This is a genomic window from Rhizobium sp. KNZ14-9A, from assembly GCF_056755015.1.
On sequence record NZ_JBPGXB010000002.1, the window covers coordinates 85,414 to 98,650 of the forward strand.

The window sequence follows — 13,237 nt, forward strand, 5'->3', positions numbered from 1 at the left end:
CCCGAAGTGAAGGCCGGCCGATGCGCCATCTAAATGTACGAATTCAACGGGAAGCTTGCGCTTCGCCCACGATGACTGCGCCTCCCTGTGCCGGGATACCTGCTTTTTCCTGTGAAAGCAGACTCTGCTGCCGCAGGTCGCTGTCGGACGCGCTGCGCCAGAGTTGCCAACCTTCGCCCTGTATAAGACCGCTGTCGGAGAGATCCTTCCAGTGGTGATAGGTGCTGGTGCCTGTGTGGACGAAGTTGCGAGCGTCTTCGGGGGAAGAGTACATCGTGTACTCGGCAGTATGCTCCGAGCGGTTGGCGGGATCGGCGACCTTGTTGAGAAAGCTCGACAGGAACTTGAAGTGCAGGAGGGCGCTTGTGATTCCGACAGCGCCGCGCATTTCGCCAAGGTTCAGGGCGAGCGGCCAGACCTGGTGCGAGGATTTGAGATAGAGGCGTTCACCGGATACGTAGATCAGCGGGATCTTGTTGAGCGCTGGGCCATCCCAGATGCGGCCGCGAAAATAGACACGACCGCGTACACCGCCCTTGATCCAAATAGTGCGGCTGTTCCTGTCGAAATGCGATTCATAGCCTGATCGGTCGAAGAGGCTGCAGACCTCGAGCGGATTGCGGCCGGGCTCGCAGATGTTTTCGCTGACCGGATTGCGGCTGTACATGTCGATCATGACCGAACGGAGCGAGCGGGCACCGACGGATTCCATATAGGCGGTCAACTGGCTGATCGAACGCGTATCGCAATGCGGATAGACGAGAAACTCATCCGCATCGACATAGAGAACCCATTTTTCCTGGCAATGGCGGTTCATGACCGCGTTGATCCAGTCATTGCCGAAGCGCGCTGCCTTGTAGGAACCGGTGGCTGACAACAGCGAAACATCCTGCATGCCGGACAGGAGCTCGGCCGTGCCGTCGCTCGAACCGTTGTCGATGCAGATGAAGTGCTCGACACCGAGATCGCGATAATATTGCAGGAAGAACTCCATCCGGTGTCCTTCGTCGCGGATCACGCAGATCAGCACGTGGCGTGCCTGCTTCAGGCTGTCGCGCAGCCCGGCATAACCGACCTGGCCAGCCTTCAGCGAACGGCGCAGCCGGGCCTTGGCGTAGTGCGAGATGCTGGTCGTCAAAGCACTCATTTCTGCTCCTGAACACTGGTGCCGGCTTTAAAGACCGGCTCTGCCTGCAGGGATCGGGCCGACTTTTCGTCAGACGACATAGTCGCCGGCGAGCAGGGTCTGGACGCGCGGATTGGGCATCTCATTCTGAAGGGCATGCATCACGCGCTCGCGCATCGAACGATATTTGTAGACCACCTTGCGGTCGAAGCTGATGCCCCGGTAGAGCGCGTTATAGGCTGGGTGTGTCTTGCGCAGATCGATATAGACTTGGCTTTCGGTATCGCTCCAAGGGAAGAACGTCCCATGCCAGGGCTTGGGGTGCGCCATGTAGTGGACGATGGCGAGCGAGGACATGTCCACCAGATGCAGGAACTGCTTGGGGAAGTTCCACCGGTTCGACACCAGGATGAGCGAGGAGCCACAAACATAGTTCAACGCGCCCTGATCATGCTTGCCGTCGCAGGCTTCCGGGTTCGTGGCAAAGAGTTGCAGCGCTTCCGGCCCGATCCAGCCGTCGCGGTGGAATTTCAGAACGCCGGCATTGAAGTAACTGCTGTCCTTGCCGTTTTGCAGCAAGCCATTGATAGAGGTGTAATCGCGGGCTGCGAAGAACTTTCCGGGCGGCGCGAAGGCATTTTCGAGATCGGCAAGGCTGCTGACGATCTGCGTGTCGCCATCCAGATAGATGATCTGGGTGTAATTGTCAGGCAGAATCTCGGCGAGTACGAGCTTGGCCATGGTGCTGACGCTGATACGGCCCATGAAATGCGAACCATCGAGCTTGCCGAGGGATTGGTGCAGTGCTTCTGTCGCATCCATCAGCTTGACACCGCTCAACGCCAGAAGGCTCTTCAGCTCCTCAAAATTGTCCAGATGTTCCGACATAAGAACACAGACATCCGTCTCGGAATTTGCAAATTTTCGGGCCTGCAGCGCCGAGAGAATAGTCGGAAAGGAATATTCGACATCCGTAACGTAGGCCACGCACTGATTACTCATGGTACAATCCTTCTCGTCGTTCTTCGTCGGCAAGTGTCTTTATTGAGTCTGTAAAAAATTTCTCTTTGTCGAGTTGCTGCCTTGTACTTGTCACAGGCGAGTAATTTCTCATCCGGTCGGGAGCCAATCGTGCCTCGTCGGCGTTTTGATCACGGCGGATTGTGAGAAAATTAACCATTGCTATCGCTCCACTACCAAAAGCCGGGTGTTGTGGATTAAGCCCTGTAATGTGAAGATCGGCACGGGGCGCATGTGGGACGATAGAAAGGAATAAGGCATCGCAATGCTGAACGGCACGATCATTGTGATACTGATTTCGCTCGCAGCCGGAGCGGCCATTCGCGCCTGGGCCTTCGCGATATTCGCGATCGTTGTAGCCCTCGGTTTCGGCATCGTGGCTCATCAAAACGCTTCGCTGCTTGAAGCCGCGCTTTACGGTCTCGCTATCCTCGTGCTGATGCAGGTCTGCTATGTGGCAGGGGTCTTCGTGGCCGGGCTTTGGCGCCGCAGCCGCAAGCCGTCCAAGGAGAGTGCGATCGTCGACCCGGCGCCCGTGCCGAGCAAGCAGCAGCAGGGCTGATATCACCGACATGTTTTCTGCCCCGCACATCATCGTGATGGAAATACCGGCGTACTCATCAGAGATGCCGGCGTCCTCTGCAGGCGGGTCATGCGGTTCTGCTGCCCATAGGGGGCGGTCAGGCAACCGCTTGCAAGCCCGGCCGTGATGCTGAAAAGCAGGCCGAGGTCGGTGCTGCTTCCGGAAATCGTCGCCGAGGCAATCTGCGCGACGGAAGCGAAAACGGCAGCCATCCCAATCGCCCGGTTTTCACGGCTCGCCAGTTTGCTGCGAGCAGCAGCCGTCAGGAGGCTGTAAAGGAAGAGCACGAATAGGACCGTCCCGGTGAGGCCGACGTTCGACAGAAGTGCGGCGGCGAAGCTCGATGCGCGCACGGTGCCGAGGCCTGCCCCGAAAGTGGCTGTTTCCACGAAAGAGACCAGCGCCAATGTGTTCCAGGCGGTGCGCTCCTCGCCGGATTGCGATTCGAGCTTGTTGGCCAGGGTGACGTTCGCCAAATCGCCGACGGCGTTCCACGCGCTCGGGATCAGGGCCACAGCCATGATCACGCAGGGCACCATGAGCAGAGTGATCAAAAGGAAGGTCGCATAGGGACGTGTGGCCTGGCCGCTCAAAAGCCGCTTGAGGCTAAACAGGATCGCAACACCGATCATGAAGAGGCCGGCGACATAGGCAGTCGTCGAGGTGCAGAGGATCACGGTCAGGCCGACCGATACCGTTGCAAAGCCGGTGAAGCGGCTCGGGAAGCGCTCAAGCCAGAGGATGAGGGTGAAGCTGAAAAACACCAGAGCCGCCGCACCATAGGCACTTGCCTCCGGGAAGGAACCGACGATGCGCTTGAAGCCGCCGATGACCTCGGCTGTGTGCATCGTATAGTTGGCGTTGCGCATGAAATCGAGCAGGTCAGGCTGACCTATCGTGAACGTTGCGATATCGAGCAGGGCGAAACCCAGGCAGACGAGCGCCGTGACGATGAGCTGGCGGGCGATGAAGCGCCCGTGCCCGAGCCGGGCAAAACCGCAGACGACAGCGAAGCAGATGAGGTCGCCGAGCAGGTAGACGGACTGCGTGAGATTGGAGGAACCCGGCGCCAGCGGCGATGCCATGATCGACATCAAGCCGGAACTGCTACGTGCGGATGAATAAACCAGTGTCGCGCCGGCGAAAATGCGGGGCAGGAAGAAGGCCGATACGGCGGAAAACAGAACATAGGCCGCAAACCAGAAGCCGGGGCCTGGATAGGCCAGGCTGGTCAGGGCCGCCTGTTTCTGGCGGGGACGAAGCAGCACACCGATCGCGACGAAGAGCAGCAGCAGATGGCTCGGCTGAATGCTGCTGCCGCCGAGTGCGGGAAGCTGGAAGGCTGCGGCTGCACCGAGCAGCGTGGAGATGCAGAGGGCAGTTATCGCAAAGCGGGATCCATAGTAGACGAGCGCCAGGCCGAGCAGGAAGACGAGGAAGCCGATCGGTTCAATGGTCATGCCGCTACCTCCGAACAGCGTCGACGATTCTCTGCCGTCACGCCACGCACACCCTGCGTGCGGCGCAAAAAGACGGCAAATGCAGACATGAACTGAACTCCGACGCTAACAGGCATAGTCCTACCGTGGTCTCCTAGTTCGATCCCGTCCGCGATACCCAGTTGGGACGGGGCGTATCGCTTCGGGCTACATTAGGGATGAGGGCGGCGGCCGGCTGCTGGGGCTGCGATGCAGCAGATGAGGCATCGGCAGCTGCCTCGACGCCGATCTCGATGATGTCATGCGGCAACAGAGCGGTGTTTTCATTTGCCACGATATTGGTGTAGCTGCCGTCCTCGTTGCGGCGAATGATCTTGAAGTTCTTCTTCGTCGTGCCGAGAAGCGTCGATTCCGCACCCATGCGGGCGAGTTCGGCACTATATCCGGCCTGATCACCGAGCAGTTGCGCCACCTGCATGTCGATGCCCGCCTTGTTGATGGCGAGGCTGAGCGTGTTCAGCTCTTGCTGGTTTTCGGCATTCCGCTTGTTGATTATAGTTGCCTTTTCACGCTGGCTCTCGTTCAGTCCCTGGCGGGACTTGGTCAGCGCGATCTCGAGGTCCAGCAGTTCGCTCTGGGTTTCAGCCAGGCCGCGGTCCACCGAATATTGGCGGGTATTGCTGGTCAGGCCCTTGCTGACGAGGCTGTTGACGTTGTTCAGCTCCTGCTGCGCAAGGTCGATCTGTCGCTTCTGGGAGACGATCTTGGCCTCCAATGACTGGATTTCCTGCGTATAGAGGCGGCTCAGATCGTCTGCCGCCTCAATCTGGCTGTTGGACTCGACAGCCCGCAGGCGCATCAGGTTCAGTTCCTCGACCTTGAGCTTGTCGATATCCGGGACGCCTGCGATCTCGGCAGGAATGTCGAAATCTGACTGACCGGCGATCTCGGCGCGCAGGCGGGCTGCACGCATCAAGAGATCACGGCGATTCAGGAGGGCTGAGCGATAGTCGCCGGCCGACTGGATTCGGTCTCGCTGATAGTAGCTGCTGTCGTCACGCGACCGCATGTAGCCGCCTGCAATGCTGACGGCCTTGATGACGGTCATATTGGCCTCGAAGGGATAGCGTCCCGGCCGCTCGATGCTGCCGTTGACGAAGATCGGCGCGTGCTGGTCGATTTCGACAGCGATGAAAGGCCTTCCGGGAAGGTCGGCCTTGTCGGCCAGTGCGTCTGAAATGGCATCCGACAGCTGCTCGGTCGTCTGGCCGGAGGCCCTGATTTGACCGGCGATCGGGATCGAAAGATTGCCCGCATCATCGACGCTGTAGGTTCCATCGAGAGCTTCCCAGCTCGCATATTTGGAATCGGTGGAACGCCATTCCACGACCCGCAGCTTTATCTTGTCTTCGGGGACGAGCGTGTAGCTGTCGGCGTGGGCAGCACTCCATCCCATCGCGCAGGTAAAGACGGCGGCAAGGCCAACGAATGGAAGACGATCAAGGAAAGACATGGGCCACATGGCGTCTGTTACCTCCGTTTTGCCGCGATGGATGGCGAAGGCATCTCGCGATTTGGGAACTGGCTGAGTTCGAGGATGCGCATGGGAGATGCACGTCCCATCAGCAGATCGGACAAAGCCAGGAAATTGCCGTTCAGCCGGCCACGACGGTCGACCGCGCGATCATTGAGCAGGGTGCCCCGGGCGTTCGCCAGGATATTGCGGCCGATCTGCGCCAGCGCACGGGTCAAGGACATGGTGCCCTTGCGCATCAGATGCACGGGATTTGCGACTTGCGAATAGCCGAGCCTCTTGCCGGGCTGGCGTCCGGACTTGACGCCGAGATGGACGCCGCAGGCGCCCGAAATATGCACCGATCGTCCGTAGCGGGCGATGGATCGGCTGAAATCAACATCTTCGAGCCAGCCGTAGAGTGGCAACTCCTCGTCGAAGGCGAGCCCGTGGCCGACAATTGGCGCCAGCCGAACCGCCATGTTGCATCCATAGGCGTTATAGATTTCGGTCACCTGCTCGCCTCTTTCGCCTGCGGTCTTGATGACATGCATGGCTTCGGACTGGGTCAGCCCCTTGCCGAGAATGCCGTCGGCGAGGACGTCTCCGGTCGCGATGACCACATCCGGATTGTCGGCGAAAACGGCTGCCATGCGCGGAATAAAGCCGGGCGCGGGAATGAAGTCGTCGTCGAGGAAGATCAGCACGTCCATGTCAGCGCTTGCGGCTTCAATGATCCGGTTGCGCTGGGAGGTCAGGCCGCGAGGGCCGACCTTCAATTCCACGCCCTTTCGGTCGGTGAGCCCGGCAGCATCATCCAGGTTGGGGACGCAGACGATGATGCGCTCCGGGTGAGGCTGGAGGCTGTCGATATAGGTTACCGTCTCCAGAAGCGTCGCGGGCCGGCCCGCCGAGGCAATGCCGACGGCGATCTTCAGCTTCGGTGCTTGTGGGGTCGGAGCCATCATGTCTGAACACTCGCTGGTGTGTTGTTGATGATCGCGCCAAGAATTTCTGCGCCGACATTGCGCATGCTGTCGATGACGCGAACGGTCTCGTCAATCGAAGTGCGGCCGTAAGAGGTTACGACGAGAACGCCGTCCAGCTCCGGAGCGATCGCATTGGCGTCAGGCGACGAGGTGAAGGCGGAGATATCGACGAATATGGCGTCGAATTCCTTCTTCAGATCGCTGAAGTTGAGCTGAGTGCGGCGCGAGCTCAGACGGACGGCGGGCGTCACGGCGCGGACCTTGCCAAGAGGCAGGAACTTGAGCGTCGGTGTCAGTGACAGGGTGGCGGTGCGGATTGCCTCGATATTGTCGAGCACGTCGATCAGGCCGGCTGAACTGTTCGGCGCAATGGACTTGCTCAGGGAAGATTTTGTCGCCGCGGCATCGATCAGCAGGGTACGCGAACCTGATATTGCCGAGAGCACGGCAAGCTCGCAGGCGATGGTGGATGCTCCTCCGCCCGGGTTGACGGCCACGATGCCGATCACCACGCGCCGTCTGCGGCGAAAGCCTGTGACAGTCGCACCAAGTTCGGCCATTCCGGGGATCATTGGATAGGCGACGGTGCCGCTATCATTGGCAGTAGGCAGGGCCGCCGCGCGGCCAGCCCTTTTTGCGCGTCCAAGGGGTGTGACGAAAGACAGGCTGGCCGCCTGCGAGAGCTGGTTGGTGCGCATGATGCGCCGGTCGCTGACATGGCGGATCATGGCTAGGCCAAGGCCGGAACCGGCGCCTACGATCAGCGCGAAGGCGAGGATCAGCGAATTGTTCGGCTGCGCCTTGGAGAGCGGTGAGGTGGCCCGCGAAACGATGGTGGCGTCGGAGACCGGATAGGAAATGCGCTGCTTGGCCTCGGTGTACTGCGTGAGGGTGTTTTCGAAGAGGGTGCGGCGGGCGTCGGTCGCGCTCTGCAACTCAGCAAGCTTGAACTGGTCGCGCGGGTTCGCCTTGAAGGTCGCAAGCGCACTTGCGGCATCGGCAAGTCCGCGCTGCTGTTCATTGACGAACTGTTCTAGCCATTCGCTGTACTGCTGGGCCGCAGCGGCCTTCATCTGGACATTCTTGCGGATGTATTGCTGGGCAACCGCATCGGCGATCTCAACCGCCGTCTGCGGGCTGGATGCGGATGCGGATATTTCGAGGATCGTCGATTGGCCGATGCGGCGCATCGCGACAATATTGCGCAGCCGTGCGATCGCCCGGTCGGTCCGCTGCGTTTCCTGGCTCGTCGCAGCTGGCTGGGCATTGCCCGAGGTTGCATCACCCCGTGCCGTCTCCGGCTGGGCGGTGCTGGTGGCGTTGCCCGTCAGCCAGTCCTTGACCTTGTCCTGCAGGGACAGGGACTGATTGGAGAAGGCCGGATCGTTGGCGAGGTTCAGCGCGCTGGCGGCGCCACCAAGCACGTCGCTGGACTTCGCTATTTCAAGCTGTGCATCGATGAAGGCGTCTTCGGCGAACGCGCGTTGAGCGTCCGAGCCGTTCACCTGCGGGAAGACCATAAGCTGCGTACTGGCCACGTAGGTCGGCTTGGCGATGAGGAGATAGGCAGCGGCAAGTGCCAGGAAGACCAGGATGGTAGACACGATCCAAGGCCAACGCATCCTGACGAAAAAGGACATGTCCCGCAGCGTCAGCGACGAACTACCGCTGGCCGTGGCCGGCAAAGATATCGGGGAGACGCTGCTGAAGACGTGATTTGAGTTCATAGTGTCCTGATCCAAAGGGCGAGAGTGTCTTCTTCGTTGATATCCAGCAGGTGCGTATGGCCCGGGTCGGGCCATACGTCGTTCTTGGATTAGTAGCAGCCGCGCTGCGAGAACAGGGCGGGAACGGTCTTTGCGATGATGATGAAATCGCGCGCGAGCGACCAGTCGCGGACATATTGGACATCAAGCGCAACGCGATATTCGTAGCTGACATCGTTGCGGCCGCTGGTCTGCCACTGTCCGGTCAGGCCTGGTCTTGCGGCCATATAGCTCGTGACATGCTCGCCGTAGCGGGCGAGTTCTTCAGCCGTCACCGGCCGCGGGCCTACAACGCTCATTTCGCCGCGCAAGATATTGATGAGCTGCGGGAGCTCATCGATGCTGGACTTCCTCAGGATCTCACCGACAGTGGTGATGCGCGGATCGTTCTTCAGCTTCCGCGTCGTTTCCCACTCGGCCCGCGCTGAGGGATTGGCGCGCAGCAACTCGGCGAGCTGTGTGGCGGCATCGGTCTTCATGGTGCGGAACTTGAGACAGCCGAAGGCGGCGCCCCCATATCCAATCCGCGTATGCGAATAGAAGACTGGCCCGGGATCGCTCAACTTTACGATGAGTGCTACGATCAGCATCAGAGGTGACAGCAGAACCAGAGCGGTGGTTGCCACGACGATATCAACCGCGCGCTTGGATGCCCTTCCGACCACATGAGGCCGTGATACTATGCGACGATCGTTATTCGGCGCGGACTGGTCAACGTTCGGCCAGGATTCACGAACTTCAATACTCTGTGTTTCCCAAGTCATCGACCGACTCCAAAAGTTTCCGGTTAGAACCTTATGAAGTTTGGTGCAGCGCAATGTGCTTGTCTGTGACCGCGGTCATAATGATTAGCAAATTCTTTATGCTAATACTGTAATGCTACGGAGTTCTCTACGAATTCGGCGGCAGGGGATTTCTACATCCTAATTTTATTCGAAAATTTAACTTACATGTCGTCTAAGGCGCACGGCTTGAATAGATGAAGCCGGGCGTTGTAGCTATTTTTTGAACAATTTTGATAGGGACCGCCCCAAAAATAGGCAGTTTGGCTTAATACCTCTCCTGAATTCGACGGATACTAGAAAAAATATAATCTATATAACTGGGGGTATTGTCACTATTATTTGAGATGCTCTTGTCATCTTCGATTGTTATTTGACTCTCAAGTTAGGACAATATAAATGATGCAGTGCAGCATCAGCTACGACCAATCTGTTTTGTTGGGGAGTTATGCGCATGGACGGAGCTACACAAACGAGAGACTATAGGGTCGCTGTGGGCAATGCGGCTATTAGCGTTGTTCCGGATACATCTTTGAACAATCGCATCTCAAGTGACGACGACTTCCCGTTCTGCCGCGCGACTATACGCAATTTTCGTCGCGGCGAACTTATTGCAGGCGCTGGAGTCTTTGTAGACATGTTCGCTCGCGTACAGCGCGGGCTAGTCAGCGCCAGTACGATGCTGCCTGATGGCAGGGAGTTCATTGTCGAGATCATTCCGAGGGGCGGTTTGATCGGTGAGCTCGAAGTATTACGTAAGCAAATACTGAATCTGGAGTATAGAGCCAGTTCGGATTGCGAGCTATACTTCTTCGAAGGCCGGCTGCTGCGGGAAAGGTACGCCACCGATCCGCAGTTCCAGGAGAAGGTTTTTTCGAGAACGCTTGCGCGTGTTTCCGAGCTGGAGCGCCGCATCATTTCGAACGCCGGATCCAGCCTTCAGTCGCGGCTGGCGGCAATGCTTCTGCGGCTATCTTCGGTCTACGGAAAGGATACGCCGGCGAACCGGGACGTGCTGATAATTTCCCAGAACGATCTGGCGGCGACGCTTCCGGCTTCTCGTGAAAAAGTCAACCAGTGCTTGCGTCGCCTGCGTGAATGCAAGGTGATCGACGGAGCCCAGGGCAGGATCCGTATCCTCAACCGCAAGGCGCTGGAAGCCTATGCCGACGGTGCGGCGTCGGCAAAATAATGCACTTCGTCACGATCCGGCTGCCGTTCGCAGCCGGTCCGTGACCACTTCACCCTCATGGACGGTTAGGGGCCTGGCCGTCAAAAAGCATCCATTGTGTCTGTCGTCGGAGAGCTTCTATGAACGACATCGGCCAACTGCGTCCTGATGAGAATGGGCCTGCCGTTTCGACGTTGCGGTGGCCGGCTTCCGGACGCTACGCAAAAATATGGAGGGACGGCATCGCGGCGCACCCGGTGCTCGACCGTGTGGTCGTCATTGACGACTATTCGACGGCGAGGGGTGGGGCGACCGCCCTTGCGGTCCTGTCGGCGAAGCTCTTCTGCGGACTCGGCATTGCCGTGACCTATATCTGCGGCGACGATGGAGCGAACGAGGAGCTTGCTTCCCTCGGCGTTTCAATCGTCAAGCTGAATAGCCGTGACCTCCTGAGTTCCAACCGAGCCAAGGCCTTCGCGACCGGCATTCATAATCCGGCAGCCGGCAGCATGATTTCCGCCTGGGTGCGGGCCAATGATACGCCCAGGACAGCCTATCATGTTCATGGCTGGCATCAGATCCTGTCGCCGGCGGTCTTCGACGCGCTTACACCCGTTGCGGAGCGATGCGTCGTTCACGCCCATGATTTCTTTACCGGTTGTCCCAATGGGGCCTTTTTCGATTATCAGGCGCAGGAGATCTGCCAGCGTCGTCCGCTCGGGGCAGGCTGCATCACCACCTCCTGCGACAAGCGCAGCTATATGCAAAAGCTCTGGCGTGCAGCCCGCGGCGCCAATCTCTTGCGCGCGCTGAGAAGCCGTCCCGCCTTTAGCAGGATCATCCTGCTCCACGAAAAGATGGCAGAGTTCCTGGTGGGCTCCGGCTACCAGCCGGAACGGCTCGTCACCATCCGCAATCCGATCGCGCCGCTGACGGCCGAGCGTGTCATGGCCGAGGACAATGATGAGCTCGTCTTCATCGGCCGGCTGGACGAGGAAAAGGGCATCGAAGACGCGCTTGCTGCTACACGCAGGGCCGGTGCAAGGCTTTGCGTGATCGGCGATGGGCCGCTGATGCCGAAGGTCGTGGCGGCCGGCGATCATGTCCGGGCCATGGGCTGGCAGTCGCATGCGGAGATCGGTCGGATCATCCGCACCGCAAGCGCGCTTGTCATGCCGTCTCGCTATCCGGAGCCGTTCGGCCTTGTGGCGATCGAGGCGGCGCGCAGCGGTCTTCCCGTTATCATGACCAAGGGTGCTTTCCTTGCCGAGGAAATGGAGAGGGCCGGAATGGCGATCTCCTGCAACACGATGGACGAGGAAGCCTTCGCCACAACGCTGACGGCCTTCCGCAAAATGCCGAAGGAGGATGTTCGCCTCATGAGCGAACGCGCCTTCCGGCTATCGCCCAATCTGGCAACAACACACGAAGAATGGCGCGATGCCCTTCTCGCGCAATACCGCAGTCTGATTCCGACGAATGTAGTGCCCGAGCCGAGGGGCGGGGCGATCGTACAAGGAGCGTTCAGGTGACTGTTAAAGCAGCAAGCTCTCTCCCCGAAGCAATGGCATTCCGGGGCGACGCGCCCGTCGTGGCAAGAAGCCGGGTCGTCGAAGCCGGCAGCAGGGTCGATGCGAAGCAGCCTCGCGTCGCGATTGTCCACTACTGGCTGGTATCGATGCGCGGTGGCGAAAAGGTGGTGGAAGAACTCTGCCGTATGTTCCCTCAGGCAGACATCTTCACGCTGGTGCATAATCCCGAGCGTACCAGCGATTTCCTGAACAGCCGCAACATCCAAACGTCCTTCCTGCAGAAGATCCCGCGTTCTACGCGCCATTACACGAAGATGCTGCCGCTCATGCCCTTCGCGCTCGAGCACTTTGACCTGCAGGACTATGATCTTGTCATTTCAAGTGAATCCGGCCCCGCCAAGGGTGTCATCACCCGGGCGGATGCACTCCACATCTGCTACTGCCATTCGCCGATGCGCTACATCTGGGATCAGTTCCATGTGTACCGGCGCGGTGTTTCATGGATCGGCAAGGCAATGATGTCACTCACGGCTCCGATGCTGCGGGCCTGGGATGTGACGACCGCCTCGCGCGTCGATACGTTCGTAGCGAATTCCAGCTATGTCGCGGGCCGTATCCGCCGCTTCTATGACCGTGACGCCGTCGTTATCTATCCGCCGGTCGCGACCGACGATTTCGCCATCGGGCAGGGCAAGGGCGAATTCTATCTCTATGCGGGCCAGCTCACCGCCTATAAGCGGCCGGATATTGCCGTGAAGGCCTGCACGGAAATGGGCCGCAATCTGGTCGTGATCGGTGAGGGCGAGCAGGAGGCCTATCTGAGGTCAATCGCCGGACCGACGGTGCAGTTTCTCGGCCATCAGCCGTTCCCGGTTCTGCGCGATCATCTGTCGCGCTGCCGCGCACTGCTGTTCCCCGGCATCGAAGACTTCGGCATTCTGCCGGTGGAAGCGATGGCGTCCGGCCGGCCGGTTCTGGCTTTCGATGCAGGTGGCGCACGCGAGACTGTCTGCGCACCGCATGTCGGCTTCCGCTTTGCCGAGCAGAGTACGGAAGCGCTGATGGAAACGATGGCAGCCTTCGAAGCGGTCGAGGACACGCTCGATCCGGTGGCGATCCATAACCACGCCCTGAAATTCTCCGCAGCAGTGTTCCGCGACCGCCTCGGCTCGCTCATCGATGAGCAACTCGCCAAGCATGGCCATCAGGCCGCAAGCCCCGTCAGGAGGAAAGTAAGCTGACACGCACAAAAACCCCGGAGCGGCGGCACCCAGCGCTCCCCAGAAGAGGTTCGTTGCTCATGGCCAAGGAATAGA

The 13,237-nt window shown here is 59.4% G+C and carries 11 protein-coding genes; 4 read left to right on the top strand and 7 right to left on the bottom strand.

Features of this window, described 5'->3' with window-relative positions; translation table 11 throughout:
- Positions 1-43: 43 nt before the first annotated feature.
- On the bottom strand, positions 44-1,147 hold the full coding sequence (locus tag ACR9ZQ_RS06495) for a glycosyltransferase family 2 protein (protein WP_481427346.1): 1,104 nt from the start codon (positions 1,145-1,147) through the stop codon (positions 44-46).
- A gap of 69 nt (positions 1,148-1,216) precedes the next feature.
- Positions 1,217-2,128, bottom strand: a complete 912-nt coding sequence (locus ACR9ZQ_RS06500; protein ID WP_481427347.1) for a glycosyltransferase family 8 protein — start codon at positions 2,126-2,128, stop codon at positions 1,217-1,219.
- 283 nt (positions 2,129-2,411) lie between these two features.
- On the opposite strand from ACR9ZQ_RS06500, the gene ACR9ZQ_RS06505 reads away from it, so the two are divergent.
- Complete coding sequence (locus ACR9ZQ_RS06505; protein WP_029868587.1) at positions 2,412-2,708, top strand: hypothetical protein; 297 nt, start codon at positions 2,412-2,414, stop codon at positions 2,706-2,708.
- A gap of 29 nt (positions 2,709-2,737) precedes the next feature.
- On the opposite strand, the gene ACR9ZQ_RS06510 is transcribed toward ACR9ZQ_RS06505, so the two are convergent.
- The 5 genes from ACR9ZQ_RS06510 to ACR9ZQ_RS06530 all read right to left on the bottom strand — a co-directional run bounded on the left by ACR9ZQ_RS06510 (position 2,738) and on the right by ACR9ZQ_RS06530 (position 9,200).
- On the bottom strand, positions 2,738-4,189 hold the full coding sequence (locus tag ACR9ZQ_RS06510) for a hypothetical protein (protein WP_029868588.1): 1,452 nt from the start codon (positions 4,187-4,189) through the stop codon (positions 2,738-2,740).
- A gap of 133 nt (positions 4,190-4,322) precedes the next feature.
- A complete protein-coding gene (locus ACR9ZQ_RS06515) occupies positions 4,323-5,690 on the bottom strand; it encodes a polysaccharide biosynthesis/export family protein (RefSeq protein WP_029868589.1) in 1,368 nt (455 codons plus the stop codon).
- Positions 5,691-5,698: 8 nt separating this feature from the next.
- Positions 5,699-6,649 carry a glycosyltransferase family 2 protein gene (locus ACR9ZQ_RS06520; protein WP_029868590.1) on the bottom strand — a complete coding sequence of 317 codons (951 nt, stop codon included), beginning with the start codon at positions 6,647-6,649 and terminating at the stop codon, positions 5,699-5,701.
- Positions 6,646-8,397: a Wzz/FepE/Etk N-terminal domain-containing protein gene (locus tag ACR9ZQ_RS06525; RefSeq protein WP_029868591.1), complete on the bottom strand. Its 1,752-nt coding sequence runs from the start codon at positions 8,395-8,397 to the stop codon at positions 6,646-6,648. Before ACR9ZQ_RS06525 ends, ACR9ZQ_RS06520 begins: the two co-directional genes overlap by 4 nt.
- Before the next feature lie 89 nt (positions 8,398-8,486).
- Positions 8,487-9,200 (bottom strand): sugar transferase, encoded by a 714-nt coding sequence (locus ACR9ZQ_RS06530; protein WP_310386067.1) that lies wholly within the window; start codon positions 9,198-9,200, stop codon positions 8,487-8,489.
- A gap of 472 nt (positions 9,201-9,672) precedes the next feature.
- Here ACR9ZQ_RS06530 and ACR9ZQ_RS06535 point away from each other — a divergent pair, with 472 nt between their 5' ends.
- From ACR9ZQ_RS06535 to ACR9ZQ_RS06545, 3 genes are all read left to right on the top strand, one after another.
- Positions 9,673-10,410, top strand: a complete 738-nt coding sequence (locus ACR9ZQ_RS06535; protein WP_007820756.1) for a Crp/Fnr family transcriptional regulator — start codon at positions 9,673-9,675, stop codon at positions 10,408-10,410.
- A 119-nt stretch (positions 10,411-10,529) separates the two neighbouring features.
- Positions 10,530-11,921 carry a glycosyltransferase family 4 protein gene (locus ACR9ZQ_RS06540; RefSeq protein ID WP_481427348.1) on the top strand — a complete coding sequence of 464 codons (1,392 nt, stop codon included), beginning with the start codon at positions 10,530-10,532 and terminating at the stop codon, positions 11,919-11,921.
- Positions 11,918-13,162 carry a glycosyltransferase family 4 protein gene (locus tag ACR9ZQ_RS06545; RefSeq protein ID WP_029868543.1) on the top strand — a complete coding sequence of 415 codons (1,245 nt, stop codon included), beginning with the start codon at positions 11,918-11,920 and terminating at the stop codon, positions 13,160-13,162. The genes ACR9ZQ_RS06540 and ACR9ZQ_RS06545 overlap by 4 nt, the downstream gene beginning before the upstream one ends.
- The last annotated feature ends 75 nt before the right edge of the window (positions 13,163-13,237 follow it).

Excerpts from the sequence above, each read along its gene's own strand:
- ACR9ZQ_RS06520 (WP_029868590.1), bottom strand. The coding sequence starts at position 6,649 with ATGATGGCTCCGACCCCACAAGCACCGAAGCTGAAGATCGCCGTCGGC.
- ACR9ZQ_RS06510 (WP_029868588.1), bottom strand. The coding sequence starts at position 4,189 with ATGACCATTGAACCGATCGGCTTCCTCGTCTTCCTGCTCGGCCTGGCG.
- ACR9ZQ_RS06530 (WP_310386067.1), bottom strand. The coding sequence starts at position 9,200 with ATGACTTGGGAAACACAGAGTATTGAAGTTCGTGAATCCTGGCCGAAC.
- ACR9ZQ_RS06525 (WP_029868591.1), bottom strand. The coding sequence starts at position 8,397 with ATGAACTCAAATCACGTCTTCAGCAGCGTCTCCCCGATATCTTTGCCG.
- ACR9ZQ_RS06535 (WP_007820756.1), top strand. The coding sequence starts at position 9,673 with ATGGACGGAGCTACACAAACGAGAGACTATAGGGTCGCTGTGGGCAAT.
- ACR9ZQ_RS06500 (WP_481427347.1), bottom strand. The coding sequence starts at position 2,128 with ATGAGTAATCAGTGCGTGGCCTACGTTACGGATGTCGAATATTCCTTT.
- ACR9ZQ_RS06540 (WP_481427348.1), top strand. The coding sequence starts at position 10,530 with ATGAACGACATCGGCCAACTGCGTCCTGATGAGAATGGGCCTGCCGTT.
- ACR9ZQ_RS06515 (WP_029868589.1), bottom strand. The coding sequence starts at position 5,690 with ATGTGGCCCATGTCTTTCCTTGATCGTCTTCCATTCGTTGGCCTTGCC.
- ACR9ZQ_RS06495 (WP_481427346.1), bottom strand. The coding sequence starts at position 1,147 with ATGAGTGCTTTGACGACCAGCATCTCGCACTACGCCAAGGCCCGGCTG.
- ACR9ZQ_RS06505 (WP_029868587.1), top strand. The coding sequence starts at position 2,412 with ATGCTGAACGGCACGATCATTGTGATACTGATTTCGCTCGCAGCCGGA.